Annotated in this window: 14 protein-coding genes; 7 read left to right on the top strand and 7 right to left on the bottom strand. The window is 71.5% G+C overall.

Features of this window, described 5'->3' with window-relative positions:
• Positions 1-71: 71 nt before the first annotated feature.
• Genes V1633_RS25900 through V1633_RS25875 form a run of 6 tightly spaced genes read right to left on the bottom strand, consistent with a single transcriptional unit; the run spans position 72 to position 5,468 of the window.
• On the bottom strand, positions 72-2,159 hold the full coding sequence (locus V1633_RS25900) for a prolyl oligopeptidase family serine peptidase (RefSeq protein WP_331217011.1): 2,088 nt from the start codon (positions 2,157-2,159) through the stop codon (positions 72-74).
• 2 nt (positions 2,160-2,161) lie between these two features.
• Positions 2,162-3,034, bottom strand: coding sequence for a hypothetical protein (locus tag V1633_RS25895; protein ID WP_331217010.1), 873 nt, complete (start codon positions 3,032-3,034; stop codon positions 2,162-2,164).
• Positions 3,031-3,255, bottom strand: coding sequence for a hypothetical protein (locus V1633_RS25890; RefSeq protein WP_331217009.1), 225 nt, complete (start codon positions 3,253-3,255; stop codon positions 3,031-3,033). Before V1633_RS25890 ends, V1633_RS25895 begins: the two co-directional genes overlap by 4 nt.
• Entirely contained in the window at positions 3,252-4,805 is a 1,554-nt protein-coding gene (locus tag V1633_RS25885; protein WP_331217008.1) for a hypothetical protein, read from the bottom strand. The genes V1633_RS25890 and V1633_RS25885 overlap by 4 nt, the downstream gene beginning before the upstream one ends.
• Positions 4,802-5,221 (bottom strand): hypothetical protein, encoded by a 420-nt coding sequence (locus tag V1633_RS25880; protein WP_331217007.1) that lies wholly within the window; start codon positions 5,219-5,221, stop codon positions 4,802-4,804. Before V1633_RS25880 ends, V1633_RS25885 begins: the two co-directional genes overlap by 4 nt.
• A gap of 46 nt (positions 5,222-5,267) precedes the next feature.
• Entirely contained in the window at positions 5,268-5,468 is a 201-nt protein-coding gene (locus V1633_RS25875) for a hypothetical protein (RefSeq protein ID WP_331217006.1), read from the bottom strand.
• Between the two features lie 331 nt (positions 5,469-5,799).
• On the opposite strand from V1633_RS25875, the gene V1633_RS25870 reads away from it, so the two are divergent.
• The 6 genes from V1633_RS25870 to V1633_RS25845 all read left to right on the top strand — a co-directional run bounded on the left by V1633_RS25870 (position 5,800) and on the right by V1633_RS25845 (position 13,719).
• The gene (locus tag V1633_RS25870; RefSeq protein WP_331217005.1) at positions 5,800-6,255 is read left to right on the top strand and encodes a winged helix-turn-helix transcriptional regulator; all 456 of its coding nucleotides are present in this window, start codon (positions 5,800-5,802) and stop codon (positions 6,253-6,255) included.
• Entirely contained in the window at positions 6,248-8,095 is a 1,848-nt protein-coding gene (locus V1633_RS25865; RefSeq protein WP_331217004.1) for an ABC transporter ATP-binding protein, read from the top strand. The genes V1633_RS25870 and V1633_RS25865 overlap by 8 nt, the downstream gene beginning before the upstream one ends.
• A gap of 560 nt (positions 8,096-8,655) precedes the next feature.
• Positions 8,656-9,717, top strand: a complete 1,062-nt coding sequence (locus V1633_RS25860; RefSeq protein WP_331217003.1) for a sugar ABC transporter substrate-binding protein — start codon at positions 8,656-8,658, stop codon at positions 9,715-9,717.
• Positions 9,714-11,258 carry a sugar ABC transporter ATP-binding protein gene (locus tag V1633_RS25855; RefSeq protein WP_331217002.1) on the top strand — a complete coding sequence of 515 codons (1,545 nt, stop codon included), beginning with the start codon at positions 9,714-9,716 and terminating at the stop codon, positions 11,256-11,258. Before V1633_RS25860 ends, V1633_RS25855 begins: the two co-directional genes overlap by 4 nt.
• Entirely contained in the window at positions 11,251-12,303 is a 1,053-nt protein-coding gene (locus tag V1633_RS25850; RefSeq protein ID WP_331217001.1) for an ABC transporter permease, read from the top strand. Before V1633_RS25855 ends, V1633_RS25850 begins: the two co-directional genes overlap by 8 nt.
• A 90-nt stretch (positions 12,304-12,393) precedes the next feature.
• Entirely contained in the window at positions 12,394-13,719 is a 1,326-nt protein-coding gene (locus V1633_RS25845) for an enolase C-terminal domain-like protein (protein WP_331217000.1), read from the top strand.
• 321 nt (positions 13,720-14,040) lie between these two features.
• On the opposite strand, the gene V1633_RS25840 is transcribed toward V1633_RS25845, so the two are convergent.
• Positions 14,041-14,736 (bottom strand): FadR/GntR family transcriptional regulator, encoded by a 696-nt coding sequence (locus tag V1633_RS25840; protein ID WP_331216999.1) that lies wholly within the window; start codon positions 14,734-14,736, stop codon positions 14,041-14,043.
• A 571-nt stretch (positions 14,737-15,307) separates the two neighbouring features.
• Here V1633_RS25840 and V1633_RS25835 point away from each other — a divergent pair.
• Positions 15,308-18,301: a glycoside hydrolase family 95 protein gene (locus V1633_RS25835; RefSeq protein ID WP_331216998.1), complete on the top strand. Its 2,994-nt coding sequence runs from the start codon at positions 15,308-15,310 to the stop codon at positions 18,299-18,301.
• Positions 18,302-18,307 lie beyond the last annotated feature (6 nt).

The following is an 18,307-nucleotide window of genomic DNA, read 5'->3' as shown; positions in this document are numbered from 1 at the left end:
GGAGAGTGGAGTGTTCCGCCGCCACCGTCCGGGCCCGCCGCCTCCCGCGAGCGGTCGGTTCGCCGGACCTGTCAGCCGACGGGACAGCCGGCGGGCTGTGGGCGCGTCACGGGGGCGGGGTCACCGGTCCAGCGTTGGACCCACGAGACCTGTTCAGTCAGTACGGCGGCGAGCCCCTCCCGGCTCCGGACCCGGTGGCCCTCACCGGGGAGGAGGACCAACCGGCTGGCCGTACCCAGTGCGGTCAGCGCCTGGAACAGCAGGATCGCCTGCTCCGGCGGGGTGGCCGGGTTCTGGTCCTGCTGGCCGTGCAGGATCAGCACCGGGCGAGTGACCGACGGTGCCGCGAGAACGGCGTCGAAGTCCCGGTAGACCTGTTCGGCCTCCCACAGGGTGCGCCGCTCGTACTGGAAGCCGAGCGGGGTCAGCGTCCGGCAGTACGCCCCGCTGGCGACGATGCCGGCGGCGAACAGGTCGGTGTCGGCGAGCGTCAGCAGGGCCAGCGTGGCGGCGAAACTCTGCCCGTGCAGGACGAGTCGGTCGAGGTCCACGTGGTCGGCGAGCCGACGGTCCGTCACCGCTGCGGCGATCGCCCCGGTCGCCCGGGGGCGAAGTTCCTCGTCCGGTACCTCCGGCCACCACGGCAGTCGTACGTCGACGGTCGCCACGGCCAGCCCGAGCCGGGTCAGCCAGGGCAGATGCTCCGCGGTCGGCATCGGGCCGGCCGGCGCGTGGGGCCGTGGGCCCCGGCGGCCGGGCACGATCGACACGACGGTGGCGGCGGGCCGAACATTGTCGGCGGGCAGTCGGAGGGTGACCCGGGTGTGCCCCTCCCCGGTCGGATCGCCCAGATCCAGCTGCAACGGACGCCGTGCCGTCCGCCTGAGCGTCGCCCGACCGCCGCCCTCCACCCGGCGCACCGGCCGGTCGCCCGGTCCGGCCATCAGCAGGATGCCGCGCCGCCAGTCGGTGACCCGGATCGGCGCCGCACCCGGTGGCAGCGCCCGACGGTGCCGCGTCACGAGTGTCTCGCCGTCGTCCGCCGTGACGAGCAGCTCGACGCGACGGCCGCCGTTGCGGGTCGGCCCGCTCAACGCTGAGCGCAGGTGACCGTCCGTGTGGTCGACGTCGTCGAGGACGGGTTCGTGGAGTGGCCCGTGGTCCCCCAGCGTCCAGGTCCGGACCACCGGCTCGGCTCCCGGCCGCAGCAGGCTGAGGTGACCGGCGCCCGTGTCCGGGTGCCCGGTGAGGAGCCAGAGGGCGTCCCGCTCGCGCCGGACGTCCAACGGTCCGCCCGGCAGGGTGCCGGTCCAGGTCGGGGTGCCGTCGGCGTGCGTGGACACGACGGTCCGCCCGGGCTCGTCATCGGCATGGACGACGACCAGGCGTTCTCCGTCGGGGGAGCGGAGCCAGTCGACGTGCCGGGCCGGCGTGGGGATTGAGCGCCACCCGGCGGGCTCGTCCAGCGTGTACACGATCGGTTCCGGCCTGTCGGCCACCAGGGCGGCCAGGTGCCGTCCACACGGGCATCCACGGAGCGCCCGGTACGGGCGGGATGGCCCGGACACCGCCCGGGACGCCCCGCTGGCCACGTCGACGACGTACAGGGCGTGGCACAGCGGGGCGGCCGGACGCGCCGACGGAAGCACCCGTACGCGCGAGAACGGCGCGGCCTCGAAGGTGAGCGGTGTGTCGACGCCTCCCGGTACGGGCGGCGGATCGTCGGCCCGGCAGGGGGTCGCGACGACGAGTCGGTCGGTGCCGAGCCAGGCGATCGGCGGTGCCGTACCCGACGCCCCCGCCGGCTCGCCGGGCAGGGCCGGCCAGGTCACCGTGTCGGCGCCGGTGTCGAGAACCCAGGGGCGGACCCCGCCGTGGCGCAGGGCGTACCCGGCGAGCAGCGGCGGGCGGTCGGTGGCCTCGGCCCAGACCGGGTCGCCGACCGGCGCGTCCAACCCGGCGACGGGCCGGCTCGTGCCGTGTGGGTCGACCACCCGCAGCACCGTGCCGGGACGCGCCGCCGAGGGGACCACCGGTGACGCCACGACGCTGGCCCAGCCGGCGGCCGAGCGGGTCACCGTCGCCAGGGCCGGCTGGTCCAGCAGCCGGCCGACGATGTCGGCCGGCGCCGCGTCCGCCGGTGCGGGCCCAGCGGTCACGGTCAGCTCCGGAGCAGCGTCGGGTCATGCCGGCGCGGGGAGTGGGCATCGGTGGGTTCCACCGACGCCGTCCGGACGGCGGCCGGTGGTTCGTCCGGTGCGCCGCCCCCGGTCCGTGCGGTGGCGGTCAGCAGGCCGCGGATGGCGGTCAGGCCGACGACCGGACCGTACACGGCGGCGCCGTCCCGGTCGTAGCCGATCGCGGCTGGGATCGCGCCGCCGGCCTGTTCCACCGACTGGCCCTCCTCCAGCAGGCGGAACTCGACGGGACGCGCGGCGATCGCGGCGAGCTGCTCCCGCTGCGCCCACACCCCCCGGCAGCCGGGGCAGCCGGTCGATCCGTACACGACGATGTGCTGGATGTGCGGGATGCGTGCCGGATCGGTGGCGCGCTGGCCCGCGTGCTGACGCCGCCGCCACAGGATCATCGAGGCGCCGGCGCCGCCCGCGACGGCCACCAGTGCGACGAGGGAGGTGGCCGTCACCGTCGGCGGTGTCCGCAGCGCGGCGGCCAGCAACGCGAACGCCAGGATGGCGCAGGCGCCGGCGTGGCCCCAGCCGAAGCGGGTGACGAGGGTGCGGCCGAAGCAGGCGCACGGCCGGCCGCGCATGGCCGCGCTCGCGACCGCGTAACCGGCGTAGAGCAGCCCGAGGACGGCGAACCGCAGACGTGGGAACGCCGGGACGAGTGCCAGGACCAGTACTGCCGCCTCGGCCAGGCCGACCGGCACCGGCCCGAGGACGGTTCGCAGCCGGCGGCCGGTGATCGGCCACGCGAGCTTGGTCGTACGCGGATCAAGGGCCTTGGCGGGCACGCTGAACGCGACCACCGCGAGTCCGACCAGCCAGACCGCCAACATCATCATTTCGTTCACGTCGTCTCACCTTCCCGAAGCCATCCCTCGGCCACGCCCCGCCCGAGCCGGGCGCGCAGTGAATCCCGGAGGGTGCCGACCTCGATCGGCCGGCCGTCGATGAGCAGCTTGGCGACCTCCTCGTCCACCTCGACCACCGTGAGCGATCTCCGGTCGACGAGCAGCGCCCCGGCGAACGGGGTCCGATGGATGACGAGGTCCGGACGCAGTGACACCCTCATGACCGCACTCCCGTCAGTAGTTCGGGGAACGCCGTCACCGTCGCGTGCAGGCGGTGCAGCATCCAGCTGTTGCGGAGCAGCGCGGCCGGCTCGCTCAGCACCATGGTGAGCGGTTCGACCTGGACCCAGCCGCTGCCCCGCACCCGGGCCAGCAGGGCGGCCCGGTCCCGGTCCGTGGCCAGCCGGTGCCGGACGTGGTCGGCGGCGTAGAGCCGGTCCCGTCCCCCGGTCGGCGGGTCGGCACCGCGCCAGCCGCCGGGAAGCAGTTCGGCGAGCCCGGCCGGGTCGCCGGTCGCCGCCCGGTGCAGGGCGGCGCCGACGACCGCCGGGTGGAAGGCGACCAGGGCCGGCGGGTGGTTGACGCCGGGTCGGTCGAGGCGGCTGAGGCCACGACCGTCGAGCATCGTGGTCACCGCGTTGGCCACGGCGTGCAGGCGCCGGTCGCGCGGTTCGGTCGGAAGCAGGTGACTCGCCGGTCCCGTCCCCGCCTGCGCCGTCTTCAGCGCCGCCTGCGCGTCCGGGCCCAGCCAGCCCAGTCCGAGGCTCGCCACGGGCGACTCGCCGGGTTGCGGCCGGGCGCGCAGGGCGGCGGTCCACGGCTTGCCCCACAGGGCCGCGGGGATCTGTTCGGCGGTCAGCATGCCGAGGAGGCGCTGGACGGGCGTCGTCCGGTCCGCTGGCGGTAGCAGGGCGTTCAGCCCGTACGCGCTGGCCGCGCCGGCGAGGCACGCCGGCCAGGGGTCGCAGAGTTCGGGCAGGGGCGGAACGGGACCGTCCCGGTCGCCGGCCCAGCGGGGGGTTCCGTCCGTCACCTCGATCGGCACGGGCAGCTCGTCCTGGACGAGGCCGCGCCGCCGGTCGAGCAGCGGCAGGTCGACGTGGACGTGGACGGGGACCGGCGTGTCGGGGGTGCGGTCCGCGATCAGCGCGAGCACGCTCGATGCGGGTCCGCCGCTGACCGCCACGCGGTCCGTCGGCGCGTCGGCCAGGGCGGCGGTCAGCGCGTCGTGCAGCAGCGCGGTGGTGCCCTTCCGCCGGTCCACGGTGGGCGGCAGCAGCGTGCGCCAGTCCAGCTCGTCCAGCTGGATCCGCAGGCGACCGTCCCGCTCGCGGCTCAACGTCGCCCCGGCGGGTAGCCGGAACACCCCCTCCCAGGGGGTCAGGGGAGACGGCAGCGGGTGTCCCATCAGCAGTGTCGCCACCGCGGGTGGCGAGGGACGGACGTCAGGGCCGGTCACCTCCTCCACCGCTGTGGAGACCAGCACGGCACCGTCCGCCGTCTGCCGGTAGAACACCGGCGTCTGGCTGAGCGGGTCACGCCGTGCGACGCCGCGCCACGGGTCGCACACGGTTTCGGTGAGGGCGGGGGCCGAGGTGAAGGCCGACATCCGGAGCGCGTCGGTGGCCGTGGTGCGGCAACCGCAGGAGCGGATGACGGTCAGCCCGGGAACGTCGGATGTGGACGCGAGCGTCGCGGTGAAGCCGGTCGGCCGGCCGCCGTGTACACAGCCGGTGACGCCGGTGGTGGTGGTCGAGAGCGTCGTCGTCATGCCGGGAACCGCCAAAGCTGAGGGTAGAAGGTCTGCGCCGGCATGCTGGTCCCACGGACCCGGCCGGCGATCTCGAGCCAGCTGAAGAGGCGCCGGTCACCCGTCATCGGTACCGGCTCGTAGCCGATGACCAGGTCCGTGGGGTAGCCGAGGGCCCGGAGCACCCGCGCCGTCACGGCGGTCTCACGGAGTGGATTCTGCAGGCCGCACAGCAGTCGCTGGACGACGCGGACCGTCGTGACCGGCGCCTCGGCGCGCGGCTGTGGGCGGACTGCGGTTGGTGCGTCAAGCGAGCCGATGAGTTCTTCGGTGCTCCGGCCACGGCAACGCAGCACCTGGATCACGATGCGAAACACCTCGATCACGGTGTGAAAGATGTTCACCAGCGTCTCCTCGTCACGGGTGGCGAACGCCACCGCTGGGACCGCGCCCGGCGCCGAGGCGCCGGGCGCGGTGCGCGGATCAGCAGCTGCAGCAGCAGTCGCTGCCCTCGCAACTTCCGGTCGCGTTGGGGTTCACCGGCCAGCAGGCCTCGGCGCACACCTCGTTGCAGGCGAACTGGACGCAGAAGCCGATGCTGAAGCAGAAGGCTTCCTGGCTGATCTGGTAATCGACCAGCTCGAGGTCGCTGTATGCGGCGACCCTCGTCTCCAACCCGGTCATGCTTTGCTCCTTTCTCCGGTCAACTCTTGTGTGGACCATTGCCTGATCGATGCAAGTCGAGGTCACGTGAATCGGTCAAGCCCATCGAGGTATCCCCAAGGGACATCCAGTTCCCCTGGTCGGAACGATGAAAGTGCAGCTCAGACAGGGAGTGGACAAGGCGTGGCGGTGCTCGGGAAGTGGCGAACGGGATTGATCGTCTTGCGTGTTTCAGAGATGTTACGTATGGTGCTGGGTGAGGGATAGGGATCGGCATAGGAAGCCTGGATCCCTGCCGTGAAGGCGCCTGTGCGGCATTCCGAGAACGGATTTCGCGCTCCAGATCCCGTGCGTGACCGCTTATTGTCACGCCGTAGTGCCGCCTGTCCTGCTCATCGCACAGCACGGTTGGAGTACGATTGTGGATCTGCACTCAGCGGGGGATGCCGTGCAGTTGCTCTCCTGCAAAGGAACACTCGAAGTCATCGACAAGTTGGTGGATGGACCGAAGCGCCACAATGAACTCGCCAGGGTGCTCGGCATCGACCACAAACCGTTGGACCGGACGCTGCGCCGGCTACAGGCCGCCCGGCTCGTGGTGCGGGAGGTGCAACCGGTTCCGTTGCGGGTCAGTTACCGGCTCGCGCCCGAGGCGATACCTCTGCTTCCGGTGCTGAACGCCCTCGCGACGGCATGGCACGCGTTGGGCCGGTGCCGCTCCGCCGGCGAGGGGCGACCGAGGCCGAACGGCAACGGCCACGCGCCGGCGGACGGACTCACCCAACTCGCCCGAGGCTCCCGTGGTTGACCGGCCGGGCCCGGCCCCCGGCGCCCGCCGCTGGCCCGGACAGACCCTCGGCGCGGTCACGTTTGTCGTCGGCCTGGCGTGGCGTGCCGACCGGGTCCGGTTGGTCGCACTGCTCGCCGTGCAACTCGTGGCGGCGCTGGGGCTCGGGGTCGCGCTGCTGCTGCTGCGTACGGTGCTCGGCGACGCGCTCCGCCTCGCCGGCGACCGGGGCAGCATCCGACCGGTTGTCACCGGTCTGGCCCTGCTCGGGCTCGCCGCACTGCTCGGCAACGCACTGCACATAGCCGGCGGCGTACTGGAACAGGTGCTGAAGCTGAGGACCGAGTCGGTGACCACCGACCTGGTCGCCGCGACGGCCAGCGCGGCCGAGTTGGTCGAGTTCGACCGGCCCGAGTTCCACGACCGGGTGGAGCGGGCAGTGCGGGCCGCCGAGCAACACGTCACCACCCTGCTGACCACGACGGTCACGGTCGTCCGCATGCTCGCGTCACTGCTCGCGGTCGCGGCGGCGGTCACCATGGTCACCTGGTGGCTGCTGCCCGTGCTGCTGCTGGCGGCGCTGCCGGCGCTGCGGGTGGCGGCCGAGAGGCGGCGTCGCGACTTCGGCCTGCAGACCGAGCTGGCCGAGAACCGTCGGTCCCGTCGCTACCTCCTGCAACTGCTCACCGGACGTCGTGAGGCGGCCGAGCTCCGCGCCTACGGCACCGGTGGCGAGCTGCGCCGGCGGTTGGGGAGCCGGTACGCGGAGGCGATCGAGAAAGAGCGGCACTTCGTACGGTCGTTCGCCTGGCGTACGATCGTCGCCCGGATTCTGGGCGACCTCGTTGTCGCCGCCGCCGTCGCCGGTGTCGTCCTACTCCTGCATACCGGGCGGGTGGAGTTCGCCGCCGCGCTGACCGCGCTGGGCGCCCTGTACCTGATGTCCACCCAGCTTCGGCTCGTGGTGATGATGCTGGGCGCGGCGGGTGGCACCGTGCTGTTCGTCGACGACCTGCGCGCCTTCACCGCCGGGGCAGGCGATGGTGGGGGTCGGACGGCCGTGGAGCCGGGCGCCCCCTCCTTCACCCGGTTGGCGGCCGACCGGGTGACCTTCCGCTACCCGGGAGCCGCCCGGCCGGCACTCAGCGAGGCGTCCCTGGAACTGCGGGCGGGCCAGGTGGTGGCCCTGGTCGGCGAGAACGGCTCGGGCAAGTCGACCCTGGCGAAGGTGGTCACCGGGCTGTACCGGCCGGACTCCGGCGTGGTGCGGTGGGACGGCGAACCGGTCCGTGACCCCGGCGTCCTGCGGGCGACGTCCGCCGTCGTGTTACAGGACTTTCTGCGGTACCGGTTGACCGCGGCGGACAACGTGGCGATGGGGCGCGCCGAGGTCGCGGCCGAGACCGGGCGGATCCAGGCGGCCGCCCGGCTGGCGGGTGCGGCCCCGTTCCTCGACCGCCTGCCCCGCCGGTACGACACGGTGCTGAGCCCCGAGTTCGACGACGGTGTCGACCTCTCGCTCGGGCAGTGGCAGCGGGTCGCGTTGGCCCGGGCGTTCTTCCGGGACGCGCCGTTGCTGGTGCTGGACGAGCCGACCGCCTCCCTCGATCCGCGTGCCGAGGCCGACCTCTTCGCCCGGATCAGGACGCTGTTCGCCGGCCGTACGGTGCTGCTGATCTCGCACCGGTTCTCCGGCGTCCGGTACGCCGACCACATCTACGTGCTCGAATCTGGCCGGATCACCGAGCACGGCGGTCACGACGAGCTGATGGCGCTCCACGGCACGTACGCCGAGCTCTACCTGACCCAGGCCGCCGCGTACCTCGACGTGCCGGCGACGGCCGCCGTTCAGCCCGGCTGACCCGCACCGCTGGGGAGCGGATGCACGAAGCACCCTGGTCCTCTCAGGAGCATCGATGTTAACGTTCGCACATCGCTCCTGCGTGAGCAGGAACCGCCCCCGAGCCTCGCGGTGACCGGCAGCACCGCCTCAGGTCCGCTGCCGTCGCTCCCTGACGCGGACCGGGGCTGTCGACGCGATGGTCGGCCGGCGTCCTCCGCCGTGTGCCACCTCAGGCGACGTCGCGCTATTCATAGGATGTATCCGGCGTCCTGTGCCGCCCCCTTCCGATCGATCAGTGGCCAGAGCATGGAATTCGGGGACAGCAGGCCGTTGACGTTACGCGATGGAAACCCCTAACGTCTGATGTCTGAGCACGCGACCACGCACCCCCGCCACCCTGCGTTTCGGAGGGACAGGCATGTCCCGTCCGTCTCCCATCCGTCGTCCACTGCTGGCCGCCCCGGTGCGGCCGAGTGTTTCCAGGACACCGAGTCCGGCATCCACGCGTCCGACGTCCGCGTCGCGCCCCGGTGTGGTCGTGGCGACCCGTCGAACGACGTCGCAGACATGGAGAACGAATGATCAACCGGAGAGCCCTGCTGACGGCGGGGCTGACGATGATGCTCGGCGTATCGGCCACGTTCACCGCCGGCTGCGGTGAGGGCACCGGATCCAGCGGGTCCCCACTGCTCGTCGGCGTCGACTACCCGCGCTCCGACACGGACTTCTGGAACTCGTACATCCGGTACGTGCCGCGGTTCGCGGACGAGTTGGGCGTCGAACTGAAGACGACCAACTCGCAGAACGACATCGCGAACCTGATCTCCAACGCCCAGACCTTCATGAGCCAGGGCGTCAAGGGTGTGGTGATGGCGCCGCAGGACACCGCGGCGATCGCACCGACCCTGGCGCAGTTGGACGCGAAGAAGATCCCGGTGGTCACCATCGACACCAGGCCGGACAGCGGCAACGTCTTCATGGTGGTACGGGCCGACAACCGCGCCTACGGCATCAAGGCGTGCCAGTTCCTCGGCACCAGGCTCGGCGGCAAGGGCAAGGTGGTGATGCTCCAGGGCGGCCTCGACTCGATCAACGGCCGGGACCGCACCGAGGCCTTCAACGAGTGCATGCGCGACAAGTTCCCCGGAATCACCGTCTTCGGCGAGGCCACCGACTGGAAGGCGGACGTGGCGGCGGCGAAGCTGCAGACCCGCTTCGCCTCGGACCCGGACATCAGGGGCGTCTACATGCAGTCCTCGTTCGCGCTGTCGGGCACCCTCCAGATCCTCAAGCAGCGTGGCCTGCAGGTCCCGCCGACCGACCCCCGGCACGTCTTCGTCGTCTCGAACGACGGCATCCCGGAGGAACTGAAGAACATCGGCGAGGGCCTGATCGACGCGACCGTCAGCCAGCCGGCCGACCTGTACGCCAGGTACGGACTGGAGTACGTGAAGGCGGCGATCGAGGGCAAGACCTTCCAGCCCGGCCCGACCGAGCACGGCAGCACCATCATCCAGGTACGGGACGGGCTGCTCGAGGACCAGCTCCCGGCGCCGCTGGTGACCCTGGACGGTGCGCCGGTCGCCGGTGAGCCGACCCTGAAGTTCGACGGCGCGTCGCTGTGGGGCAACGCCGGATGAGTGCCGCCGCCCCACCGGGCCGGGTCGACGGGCCGGCCGGCGACGGGCGGCCCGTCGTCGAGGCCGTGCACATCACCAAGCGATTCGGGTCCACCGTCGCCCTGTCCGACGCGGGAATCGTGGTCCGCCCCGGGGAGACGCACGCCCTGGTCGGACGCAACGGCGCCGGGAAGTCGACGCTGGTCAGCATTCTCACCGGTTTGCAGGCCGCCGACGACGGTGCCGTGGCGTTCGACGGACGTCCGGCGCCGCCGTTGGGCGACCGCGACGCCTGGCGGCAGCGGGTGGCCTGCGTCTACCAGAAATCGACGATCATTCCCACCCTCACCGTGGCGGAGAACCTGTTCCTGAACCGGCACGCCCGGGGCCGGGACGGGCTGATCCGCTGGTCGGCCCTGCGCCGTGCGGCCGAGCGCCTGCTGGCGGCGTGGTCGGTCGAGGTCGACGTACGCCAGCCGGCTTCGACGCTCTCGGTCGAGCAGCGGCAGTTCGTGGAGATCGCCCGGGCACTCTCCTTCGGTGCCCGGTTCATCATCCTCGACGAGCCGACCGCCCAGCTCGACGCGGCCGGGATCAACCGGCTGTTCAGCCGGATCCGGGACCTGCGCGAACAGGGGGTGACGTTCCTGTTCATCAGTCACCATCTCCAGGAGATCTACGAGATCTGTGACCAGGTGACGGTCTTCCGCGACGCCCGGCACATCGTCACCGCCCCGGTCGCCGAGCTGAGCCGTCCGGCGTTGGTCGCGGCGATGACCGGTGAGGACGTGACCATGTCCGAGGCCGGGCACCAACCGGTGGCACCCGACGCTCCGGTGATGCTCTCCGTGCGCGACCTGGTCACCTCCTCCGGTGCCGAGTTGTCGATGACGGCCCGGGCCGGCGAGGTCGTCGGCATCGCGGGCGGCGGTGGCAGCGGCAAGGTCGAGGTCGCCGAGGCGATCGTCGGACTGGCGCCCCGGGCGGGCGGGACCGTCGCGGTCGACGGCCGCGTACTGCGTCCGGGCAGTGTGCCCGACGCCCTCGACGCCGGCGTCGGGCTGGTTCCGCAGGACCGGCACCGGGAGGGTCTGGTGCCGCTGCTGTCCATCGCGGAGAACGTCACGATGACCGTGCCGGAACGGATCGAGCGACGGGGTCTGATCTCGTCGGCCCGGCGCGACGCTCTGGCCCGGGACACCATCGCCGGTCTGGCCATCAAGGCGTCCGGGCCGCAGGTGCCGGTCGCCGAACTGTCCGGGGGCAACCAGCAGAAGGTGGTCATGGGCCGGGCGCTGGCCAGCGACCCGAAGCTGCTGGTGCTCATCACGCCGACCGCCGGTGTCGACGTGCGCTCCAAGCAGACCCTCCTCGGTGTCGTGGCGGACGTACGCCGTCGCGGCACGACCGTGGTGGTGGTCTCCGACGAGCTCGACGACCTGCGGATCTGCGATCGCGTGCTGGTCATGTTCCAGGGCCGGGTCGTCGGCGAGATGGCCCACGGCTGGAGCGACAACGATCTGGTAGCCGCCATGGAAGGGGTGGATCTCCACCGTGTCTGAGACGTTGTCCACCGCCACACCGCCGGCCGCGCCGCCGCCCTCGTCGCCGTCGTCGCGGTCGCCGTCCTCGTCACGGACCCTGGCCGTCGCCCGGCTGCGCGATCTTGCCCTGGTACCGGCGATCATCGCGGTCGCGATCGTCGGATCGATCGTCAACCCGGTCTTCCTCAGCTCCGACAACATCATCAACGTGCTGCAGAGCATGTCGGAGATCGGCATCCTGGTCCTTGCCCAGACCATCGTGCTGATCACCGGCAAGATGGACCTGTCGCTGGAGTCGACATTCGGCCTCGCGCCCGGCATCGCGGCCTGGCTGATCGTCGACCCCGCCGTGACCCGGGGTCTGGGGCTCGACGTACTGCCGGCCGCGTGGGCGGTCCCGGTGGTCCTGCTCGTCGGCGCCCTCGTCGGCGCCTTCAACGGTCTGCTCATCGTCCGGTTCGGCCTCAACGGCTTCATCGTCACTCTGGGCATGCTCATCGTCCTGCGTGGACTGCTCACCGGGATCTCCGGCGGTCAGACCTTCTTCGCGCTGCCGGAGTCGATGACGTACCTCGGCTCCGCCGTCTGGGTGGGGGTGCCGGCCTCGATCTGGGTGTCGCTGCTGCTGTTCGCCGCCGGGATCGTGGTTCTCGGCTACACCCGTGCCGGCCGGGCGTTGTACGCGATCGGCGGCAACCCCGACGCCGCCCGCGCGGCGGGTATCCGGACGGACCGGGTGTTGTGGATCGCCCTCGTCGTGGCCAGTGTCCTCGCGGCGCTCGCCGGTCTGCTGATCAGTGGTCGGCTCGCGGCGGTGCCGGCGGCCCAGGGCAGCGGCGCGATCTTCCAGGTCTTCGCAGCGGCGGTGATCGGCGGGGTCAGTCTCAACGGCGGCAAGGGCAGCGTCTTCGGGGCCTTCACCGGCGTACTGCTGCTGTTCATGATCATCAACGTGTTGACCCTGGCCGGGGTACCCGCGCAGTGGACGAACTTCCTCAACGGCACCGTCATCCTGGTGGCGCTGGTGGTCTCCCGCATCACCGGAGGCAAGGCCCAGACATGAGGCGGCCGGGCCCGCCGGCCGGGCCATCGCGGGGCGGACCGACGGGTCCGGGTACGACCAGGCCAGCTGTTCGATCCTCCAGGAGTTCCGGTGAGTGAGCACATCTCGTCCGTAGAAACCATCGACGTACGGTTCCCCACGTCCCGGCACCGCGACGGGTCGGACGCGATGAACCCCTTTCCGGACTACTCCGCCGCCTACATCCGGTTGCGCACCACCGCCGGGGCCGAGGGGCACGGCCTGGTCTTCACCGTCGGGCGGGGCACCGAGATCCAGGTCGCGGCGGTGCGGTCGCTCGCCGCGATGGTGGTCGGCCAACCCGTCGACGAGCTGACCGCCGACCCGGGGGCACTGGCCCGCCGACTCGTCGGCGACAGCCAGATCCGCTGGCTGGGCCCGGAGAAGGGGGTCGTGCACATGGCCGCCGGCGGTCTGGTGAACGCGGTGTGGGACCTCGCCGCCCGGCGGGCGGGCAAGCCGCTGTGGAAGCTGCTCGCCGACCTCAGCCCGGAGCAACTCGTCGGCCAGGTCGACTTCCGTTACCTGCGCGACGCCCTGACCGAGGAGGAGGCGCTGGCGGTGCTGCGGGCCGCCGAGGGCGGGCGGGCGGAGCGCGAGCGGCTGCTGCTCGCCGAGGGTTACCCGGCGTACACCACGACCCCGGGCTGGCTGGGCTACGACGACGAGAAGCTGGCCCGGCTCTGCGGGGAGGCGGTCGAGGCGGGGTACCGGCTGATCAAGCTCAAGGTCGGCGGGAACCTGGCCGACGACGTACGCCGGATGGGTATCGCCCGGCGGGCGGTCGGACCCGACATCCGCATCGCGGTCGACGCCAACCAGATCTGGGGCGTACCCGACGCGATCCGGTGGATGCGGGAGCTGGCCACGTTCGACCCGTACTGGATCGAGGAGCCGACGTCGCCGGACGACGTGCTCGGGCACGCCGCCGTGCGCAAGGCCCTCGCCCCGGTCAAGGTCGCCACCGGCGAGCACGTACACAACGCGGTGATGTTCAAACAGCTGCTCCAGGCCGACGCCATCGACGTGCTGCAGATCGATGCCTGCCGCGTCGCCGGGGTCAACGAGAACCTGGCGATCCTGCTGCTCGCCGCGAAGTTCGGGGTGCCGGTGTGCCCGCACGCCGGTGGGGTGGGTCTGTGCGAACTGGTGCAGCACCTGGCCATGTTCGACTTCGTCGCGGTCAGCGGCGGCACCGAGGATCGGGCCATCGAGTACGTCGACCACCTGCACGAGCATTTCGCGGATCCGGTACGGATCAGCGACGGGCGGTACCTCGCCCCCAGCGTGCCGGGGATGAGCGCGGAGATCCTCGCCGCGTCGTTGGCCGACTACCGGTTCCCGGACGGTCCGCGATGGGCAGCCACGCCGACCGGGGCGGCGGCGCGGAAAGGATGATCGCCGATCACCGGCGCGCACCGGGAGGTCGTCGTCGAAGTGACACTCGGGGAGTCCGGACCCGAACGTCTGACGTCTGACCCTGGCGGCTGGTCTTGCTGCCCAGGTCAGACTGACCGGCCCGCGCTGGAGGCGATCGTGCCCCCTACCCTCCTGCCGACGGGAGGCGACCCTGCCGCCTCTGCCGACGGGTGGCGGTCCGCGATCCCGCTGGCAACGCCCGGTGGCCTTCGGTCCGGACCGCGGGCCGGACCGCAGGCCACGCCCGCGGTGCGACCCGCTGCCACGTGTGGTCCGGATGCGCGCGGCACACCCTGCCGGCTATCCGTCGGCCCCGTTGGCGGCGAGCACCGTACGCAGCCACGCTTCGGAGGTGTTGACGTGCATCAGTGCGCTGGCGTGGGCGAGCAGTTGGTCGCGCGAGCGCAGTGCGAGGTAGATCGCGTGGTGCTCGTCGATGGTCTTGTGTGCCGCGTTGCCCTCGATCAGCCCGCGCCACACCCGGGCCCGCAGCGTGCGGCTGGACAGCCCGTCCAGCAGCGAGGTGAGGGTCTCGTTGCCGGTGGTGGCGATGACGGTGTGGTGGAAGGCGGTGTCGAACCGGATCAGCTTCTCGGCGTCGTCGGCCGCGGCCCGCATGTCCTCCAGGATCTGGGCGAGCTCGTCGAGTTGGGCCTCGGTCATCCGCAGCGCCGCCATGCCGGTGGCCACCGGTTCCAACATCCGACGCACCTCCATCACCTCCAGGAGCGTGTCGTCGCGGAGCAGTTCCACCGCGAGGCCGAGGCCTTCCAGCAGGAGCCGAGGGGCGAGGCTGGTGACGTACGTGCCGTCGCCGCGCCGTACGTCGAGGACCCGGGCCGACTCCAGCACCTTGACCGCTTCCCGGACGCCGCTGCGGGACAGGCCCATCTGCGTGGCCAGTTGCGGCTCCGGCGGCAGCCGTGCGCCCGGCGGCAGTTCGCCGCTCTGGATCATGCTCCGGAGCTTCGCGATCGCGTCGTCGGTCAGTGCCATCCACGCTCCCTTCGGGCCGGTCCGGCCGCGCCGCCGTCGTGGACCGCCGCCCGGGGCGGGCCCGCGTCCCCACCACTATAGAGACGTCGGACGTTTGTCGCCGTCGAGGTCAGACTCGCTGTCGGGGCTGCTCTCGGCACCGGTGTTCCCCGGAGGGATCCGGAGCCGGCGGATCCGGCAGGTCGGATCCGATCCCCGGCTGACGTTCCGGGCATCGGCGGCTACATCTGATGTATGTCGGCGGCAGTCGGTGTTGCGTACCGGCCCTCGTGCTGGCGTGCGCTGTCCGGGGCGGCCCCGCCTCCCCGGGCGTTGTCGTTCGCAGCCGCAGTCTGCCCGGGTGATGGCGGGTCGGGGAGTGTGGACACCCGACATCGGGGCCGTCTATCGACTATTGCCTATCCTGTGGAGCGGGAGTAACCTTCGCGAAACACATCTGATGTCTGGCGATGTGCGGGCTGTCGGTGGCCTCCTCAGGTGGGCCGGTCCCGTGCCGCCGTGCGAGCCGCTGACCGATTTCCCTGCTTCCCACGCTTCGAGGTGACCGGATCGGTCACCGGTTGGAGGATCGATGTCAGACCTGACCCGACGACAGGTCCTCAAGATCGGCGCGGCCGGCGCGACCGGCGCCATGCTGCCGCTGCCGTGGACCGCCGCGGCCCGGGCGGACTCAGCGGCGCCACCACAGGTGCTGGCCGCCGGCGACCTGGCGCTCTGGTACGACGAGCCCGCCGGAACCGACTGGCTGCGGGCGCTCCCGATCGGCAACGGCCGGCTCGGGGCGATGGTTTTCGGCAACGTCGACACGGAACGCCTACAGCTCAACGAGGACACGGTCTGGGCCGGCGGCCCGCACGACCCCGCCAACCCCCGGGGTCAGGCGACGCTGGCGGAGATCCGGCGGCTGGTGTTCGCGAACCAGTGGACCCAGGCCCAGGATCTGATCAACCAGAACATGCTCGGCAACCCTGTCGGACAGCTGGCGTACCAGACGGTCGGCAACCTCCGACTGACCTTCCCTTCGGGTGGGGCGTCGCAGTACGACCGACAGTTGGACCTGACCACCGCGACCACCTCGGTGACGTACGTGGTGAACGGGGTGCGGTACCAGCGGGAGGTCTTCGCCAGCGCACCGGACCAGGTCATCGCGATGCGCCTGACCGCCGACCGCGCCGGGTCGATCACCTTCACCGCCACCTTCGACAGCCCGCAACGTACCTCGGTCTCCAGCCCGGACGGCAGCACCATCGCCCTCGACGGCGTCTCCGGCAACCAGGAGGGCGTCACCGGGGCGGTCCGGTTCCTCGCCCTGGCCAACGCCGCGGTCAGCGGCGGCACCGCGACGAGTTCCGGTGGCACGCTCCGGGTCACCAACGCCACCAGTGTCACCCTGCTGGTCTCGATCGGCTCCAGCTACGTCAACTACCGCAACGTCAGCGGCGACTACCAGGGCATCGCGCGGCGACACCTCACCGCGGCCCGGGCCAGCGGCTACGAGCAACTCCGTGGCCGGCACGTGGCCGACTACCAGGCGCTGTTCGGGCGGGTCAGCCTCGATCTGGGGCGTACCTCGGCGGCGGACCAGCCGACCGACGTCCGGATCGCGCAGCACAACAGCGTCAGCGACCCGCAGTTCTCCGCGCTGCTGTTCCAGTTCGGCCGGTACCTGTTGATCTCGTCCTCGCGCCCCGGCACCCAGCCGGCCAACCTCCAGGGCATCTGGAACGACTCGCTGACCCCGGCGTGGGACTCGAAGTACACCATCAACGCGAACCTGCCGATGAACTACTGGCCCGCCAACACGACCAACCTGGCCGAGTGCCACAGCCCGGTCTTCGACATGATCAGGGATCTCTCGGTCAGCGGTGCCCGGACCGCCCAGGTGCAGTACGGCGCCGGCGGCTGGGTCACCCACCACAACACCGACGCCTGGCGGGCCACCTCGGTGGTCGACGGTGCGTTCTGGGGCATGTGGCAGACCGGCGGCGCGTGGCTGGCCACCATGATCTGGGACCACTACCTGTTCAACGGCGACATCGAGTTCCTCCGGGCCAACTACCCGGCGATGAGGGGCGCGGCGCAGTTCTTCCTCGACACCCTGGTGACCGAGCCTTCCCTGGGTTACCTGGTGACGAACCCGTCGAACTCGCCGGAGCTCAGCCACCACTCGAACGCCAGCGTGTGCGCTGGGCCGACCATGGACAACCAGATCCTGCGGGACCTCTTCGACGGGTGCGCCCGGGCCAGCGAGATCCTCAACGTGGACGCCGCCTTCCGGACCCAGGTCCGGGCCGCCCGGGACCGACTCGCGCCGATGAAGGTCGGTTCGCGCGGCAACATCATGGAGTGGCTCTACGACTGGGTGGAGACCGAGCGGAACCACCGGCACGTCTCACACCTCTACGGACTGGCCCCGAGCAACCAGATCACCAAGCGTGGCACGCCGCAGTTGTTCGAGGCGGCCCGGCGGACCCTGGAGCTCCGCGGCGACGACGGGACCGGCTGGTCACTGGCCTGGAAAATCAACTTCTGGGCGCGGATGGAGGAGGGCAACCGGTCCCACGACCTGATCCGCTACCTCGCCACCCCCGCGCGCCTGGCCCCGAACATGTTCGACCTGCACCCGCCGTTCCAGATCGACGGGAACTTCGGCGCCACCGCCGGCATCGCCGAGATGCTGCTGCACAGCCACAACGGTGAACTGCACATCCTGCCCGCCCTGCCGGCGGCCTGGCCGAACGGGCGGGTGAGCGGTCTGCGGGGCCGAGGTGGACACACCGTGGGCATCACCTGGAACGGCGGCCAGGCGACCGAGATCCTCGTCCGGGCGGACCGGCCCGGCACCGTCCGACTGCGCGGCCGGCTCTTCACCACCAACCACACCGTCGTCGACACCGCCGACGGCACCCCGGCCCGGACCACGCGGATCGAGACCGACCTCGTGGAACTCACCGTGCAGGCCGGGCGTACCTACCGGGCCACCGGGTCGGTCGCCACCACCCCGAGCCTCGAACAGAGCTTCACCAACGCCAGCACCACCAACGACACCAACACCGGCGCCGGGAACTTCGACGGCAACGGCGCCAGCCTCTCCGCGCAGGCCCTGGCCCAGGCCGGGATCACCCCGGGCAGCACGGTCAGCCGCAACGGGGTGAACTTCCGCTGGCCCAACGTCGCCGCGGGCGGCGCCGACAACGCCATCGCCTCGGGGCAGGCCATCAGCGTGACGGGTACGGGGCGCACGCTCAGTTTCCTGCTGACCGGCACCTACGGTGCGGTGTCGGGAACCGCCGCGGTGGTCTACGCCGACGGCGCCCGCCAGACATTCACGCTCAGCACCCCGGACTGGTACGGCGGCCCGCACGCCAGTGGGGTCGCCGCGGTCGTCACCGCGTACCAGAACCGGCCCGGCAACCAGCGGGAGACGGTGTCCGCCTGCGTCTACCAGGTGAGCGTGGCGATCCAGAACAAGCCGGTCGCCCGGGTGGAACTGCCGAACATCAGTGCACGGGCGGCGGCCAACATACCGACCATGCACGTCTTCGCCATCGCGGTCGGAAGCTGAGTTAGG

Source organism: Plantactinospora sonchi, assembly GCF_036422035.1.
Classification (GTDB): domain Bacteria; phylum Actinomycetota; class Actinomycetes; order Mycobacteriales; family Micromonosporaceae; genus Plantactinospora; species Plantactinospora sonchi.
The sequence above is the reverse complement of the archived record's forward strand: the minus strand, read 5'-3'. Positions and strand labels throughout refer to the sequence as shown.